The organism is Silvanigrella sp., from assembly GCF_044369315.1.
Classification (GTDB): domain Bacteria; phylum Bdellovibrionota_B; class Oligoflexia; order Silvanigrellales; family Silvanigrellaceae; genus Silvanigrella.
In genome coordinates this window covers 1-4,245 of sequence record NZ_JBIPMD010000266.1, presented here as the reverse complement: position 1 = coordinate 4,245, position 4,245 = coordinate 1, and the positions used below count along the sequence as shown (strand labels likewise).

Annotated in this window: 5 protein-coding genes; 2 read left to right on the top strand and 3 right to left on the bottom strand. The window is 31.7% G+C overall.

Annotated elements, in window-relative coordinates; translation table 11 throughout:
- Positions 1 to 361: 361 nt before the first annotated feature.
- From ACIQ56_RS15100 to ACIQ56_RS15090, 3 genes are all read right to left on the bottom strand, one after another.
- A complete protein-coding gene (locus ACIQ56_RS15100; protein ID WP_397601873.1) occupies positions 362 to 1,120 on the bottom strand; it encodes an amino acid ABC transporter ATP-binding protein in 759 nt (252 codons plus the stop codon).
- A gap of 14 nt (positions 1,121 to 1,134) precedes the next feature.
- On the bottom strand, positions 1,135 to 1,923 hold the full coding sequence (locus ACIQ56_RS15095; RefSeq protein WP_397601872.1) for an amino acid ABC transporter permease: 789 nt from the start codon (positions 1,921 to 1,923) through the stop codon (positions 1,135 to 1,137).
- 61 nt (positions 1,924 to 1,984) lie between these two features.
- Positions 1,985 to 2,842: a transporter substrate-binding domain-containing protein gene (locus ACIQ56_RS15090; protein ID WP_397601871.1), complete on the bottom strand. Its 858-nt coding sequence runs from the start codon at positions 2,840 to 2,842 to the stop codon at positions 1,985 to 1,987.
- 254 nt (positions 2,843 to 3,096) lie between these two features.
- Between ACIQ56_RS15090 and ACIQ56_RS15085 the strand changes: the two genes are divergently transcribed.
- Positions 3,097 to 3,780, top strand: coding sequence for a hypothetical protein (locus ACIQ56_RS15085; RefSeq protein ID WP_397601870.1), 684 nt, complete (start codon positions 3,097 to 3,099; stop codon positions 3,778 to 3,780).
- A gap of 116 nt (positions 3,781 to 3,896) precedes the next feature.
- Entirely contained in the window at positions 3,897 to 4,163 is a 267-nt protein-coding gene (locus tag ACIQ56_RS15080; protein ID WP_397601869.1) for a hypothetical protein, read from the top strand.
- Positions 4,164 to 4,245: the final 82 nt, after the last annotated feature.

Here is a 4,245-nt window from a genome sequence, read left to right as displayed (position 1 = left end):
AATTTGTTACCTTATTAATCGCACTGCTTACTTCCACGCTGATGGCTAATCTTTACGTGGGTGAGATTCGCACTCACTGGTTCTTACGCACTTATCTTGGCGCACCATAACTATTTCCTTTTTTTATAAATGACAGGGTTCAACAAAGGTAACAGGTTAATATTAAAGATCAAGAATATTTTTATATTATTTTTATTTATTCTTTATTTAATATAATATCAAATAAAGAAATTAAATATTTAAATTTTAATGAATTTTGAATTTATTTTAAGCCTAAGTCGTTTTATTAAAAATAAATAAATATTTACAAAAAAAAGCGATAAGAATAATTCTTATCGCTTTAAAGATAAATTAAAAAACATTAAGACTGATGAGTGATTCTCTTTAAAAAGGTTTGAAGTCTTTCGGTTTTAGGCGATGCAAACATTTCTTTTGTATCTCCCTGCTCTACAATAAGGCCGCTTTCTAAAAACATAGTACGGTGTGATACTTTTTGAGCAAAATAAAGCTCATGAGTAACAACAATCATTGTCATGCCACCTTTAGCAATATCTACTAAAATGTCTACGACTTCATCTACAAGCTCGGGATCAAGAGCACTAGTTGGTTCATCACATAATAAAACTTTTGGATTAATCGCTAATGCCCTTGCAATAGCAACACGCTGCTGCTGACCACCAGATAATCCTCTTGGAAATTTTTCGGAGTGAGCGGCTAAACCCACACGCTTTAATAAATCGGAAGCAATTTGGATGGACTCATCTTTAGACTTGCCTAAAACTAAGTTTGGACCTAATGCTACATTTTCAAGCGCAGACATATGAGGAAATAACTCAAATCTTTGGAAAATCATTCCCGTATTTCGGCGTATCATGTGCAAAGATTGTTTTGAGTCACGGTAATTAATTCCGCAAACTTCAACGTTTCCAGAGGAGATTGTTTCAAGAGCATTAATTGTGCGCAAGCAGGTGCTCTTTCCACTCCCTGAAGGACCAATAAGAGCAACAACCTCACCTTGTTTTACTTCAAAATTAATACCTTTAAGAACATGATGCTCTTTATTCTTTGAATAAAATATTTTATTTACATTTTTTAAACTAACAACGACTTCTTGAGACATAATATTTTTCCAAATTAATGTTTGAGACTCACGCTCAATCTTTTTTCAAGGTAACGCCCCAATGAACTCACTAATGTATTTACAACAAAATAGAGTAACGCAATAAAAAACCAAGTTTCAAAACTTCTAAAAGTTACTGTTACCGCATTTTGGGCTTCTTTAGTTAATTCAGGAATTGCTACAACAGAAAGCAAAGAACTATCTTTTATTAAGGAAACAAATTGTCCAATTAAAGGAGGAAGCATATTTCTCAAAGCTTGAGGAGCTATGACTTTTCGAGCGATTTGAAAAGGACTTAAACCCAACGCTTTAGCCGCATCGATCTGACCTTTTTCAAAGTTAGCGATTGTTCCTCTAAATATTTCAGCAACGTATGCGGAACAAAACAAGCTCATTGTCAAAACACCAGCAACAGCGCCAGAAAGATTAAATGCAGTTCCAACAATAAAATAAGCAACATAAAGTTGCACAAGTACTGGCGTATTTCTAAAAACATCGACATAAAATAAGGCAGCAAATTTAGCAATTTTTTCTTGAGTTGTTAGCAGCATACCAAAAATGATACCAAGAATCGTACCAAATATAATGGCCTCGAAGCTCATTTTTATTGTTATCCAAAGACCTTTTAGAAAAAGACCAGGACCACCACCTTCTGTAGTTGGTAACCAAATATAAGGAGCTAAAACCGAAAAATCCCAGCTATAATCTAATTGATAAAAACTACGAACAAGTACAGCAGCAAACAGCAGAATAAGAAAGGAAGAAAGGAAAGAATAATATATGGGTAATTTTTTATCTGGCATCGCGTTTCATATTTCCAAATCAGAGAATTATTAACAGAAAATTAAATTAAAACTACATAATTTATTTATCAAGAAGAGTTAACCACTCCTGGCTGTCAAAATAATACTTCATGGCCTTATCATAACCGCCTATTTTTTTCCACTCAACTAAAAATTCATTAAAACTGATAGCTAATTCTTGATCTTTTTTACGCATGGCAACACTGAATTGATCACCATTAAAGCCTTGCGGAACAATATAAATTTTTCCAGGATTATTTAATGCAGCAAGTTTAACATAAGGTGTGTCATATATAAACGCATTAGAACGACCACCTAAAACAGCATTTACTGTGTCCGCATCTGCGTCAAATCTCATTATTTGTGCTTTTTTTAAACTTTTTGTATCTTGTAAATAAAGATCAGGAGCGGAGCCTGTCTTAACTGCAATCTTAATTCCTGATTTATTAAAGTCCTCTAATGATTTATAATTTTTACGATTATCAGGAGTATCTTTTACTGCAATTAAAAATTTATTATCGTAATAAGGATCGCTAAAGGTAACAGCCTTTTCACGTTCTTTTGTCTTCGCCATTGAAGAGGCGATCATGTCACATTTTCCGGTTAATAGAGAAGGAATAATTCCGTCCCATTTTGTATCTGATATAATTAATTTTACCCCAAGATGTTTAGCAAAAGCTTCCATCATTTCAGGATCAAATCCAATCCATTTTCCTGACGCTGTTTTCATTTCAAGAGGTAAGTACCCAGATTCAGAGCAAACTTTTAAAATACCATCCTTTTTAATGGTTTCAAGTATCGATTTCTCAGCTGCATTTGATTTAGATAAATATACTATTGATGATAACGCACAAAGAGCAAAAGTAATTAATGTGCGGCACGCTGTGGGCCTTAGCCCAGAAGAAGTCGAGCTCGTCATAGATAGATACCTTTCGTTAATTATTCGGAACACGAAAAAAGCAAAACACCACTTATCACACAAAATTGTCTGGGGCAAATCAATTTACTAAAAGAAATTCTCAAGTATGTAGCAAAAATCAACATTTTTTAGATAAATGCTAAGGACAGGCAAATGTTTCTTAATAAAGAAATGCCATATGCAATTAATAGTCATGGCCTCTAAATCTAAAAAAAGGATAATAAAGCAAAAGGAATTATAGGAAGAGGTCTATCATGAATGTAAAACGGTTTCTCTGCCTTTTCAACATAATATTTATAAATAGTTGCTCAACATTATTTCCTCAAAATTCAAAAAAATCGGGGGATATAAATGAGCAAAGAAAATCAGCTAGTTTTCTTGATAGTTTATTTCAGGATGATCCTATCGCAGATCAAAATAGCTCTCAAAATAAAGATAATATGCGTTCTTCTTTATCACAGGGAACAATAAGTAACCAGAATAAAAGAAATAATTCAATAAATTACAATTCTCCATATCCACAAATTTATCAAAATACTCTTTCGCTTACTCATATTGAGGGCAATACTTGGAGAACACAAGCACACCCTGCCATGGTTTTTGGAATTATGTCTCGTTTATTATCTCAAAATTATATTATAAACTCTATGGACAGAAAAAATTTTAATTTACAAACAGATTGGGATAAATTTTTTATTGATGGAAGACTCTTTCGTAATCGTATAAATATAATGGTATTTCCTGTTGGGCCAAGACAAACTGAAGTCGTATTAAAAAATATTGTTGAGTATTATACAGGTAATCAAAATGGGAAATTAGAGGAAAATTCAGCATGGTTACCAAGCCCAGACATTACGGATGAAATAAATAAATTAATTGAAAACACAAATAGACAAACAACATTGATTCAAAGTCAAATGTATTCACGCCCCAATTAATAATTACCTATTAAATTAAATATGATAATGCAATATTTTCAATTTAATACTACAAAATAGATACCGAATAAAGTAATGAAATTAAATTAATTACTATTAAATGGTATTTACTTAAAATGAAATTAATTAAAAATACTATAAATATTTTATTTATTTTACTTTACCCCATATTTTGTTACTCTATTGAAATAACTTTGAATGGAAGTTATGCAAATAGCTATTCAACAAGTTATCAGTACACAAAAACTTCGTATGGTTTAGATATTGGATTCCCTTTAAATCAATTTATGGAATTAAAATCTGGGCAAACTTATACTAATGAAATATATACTTATACAGATGATTATAAAAAATGGTATGATCCCCGAAAAGTGGACTATTAAATTTCATAATTTTCTTCATATTCTAAAGGTGCATGATAATCAAGAGCAGAATGAGCACGAATTCGATTATAAAACACCTCTA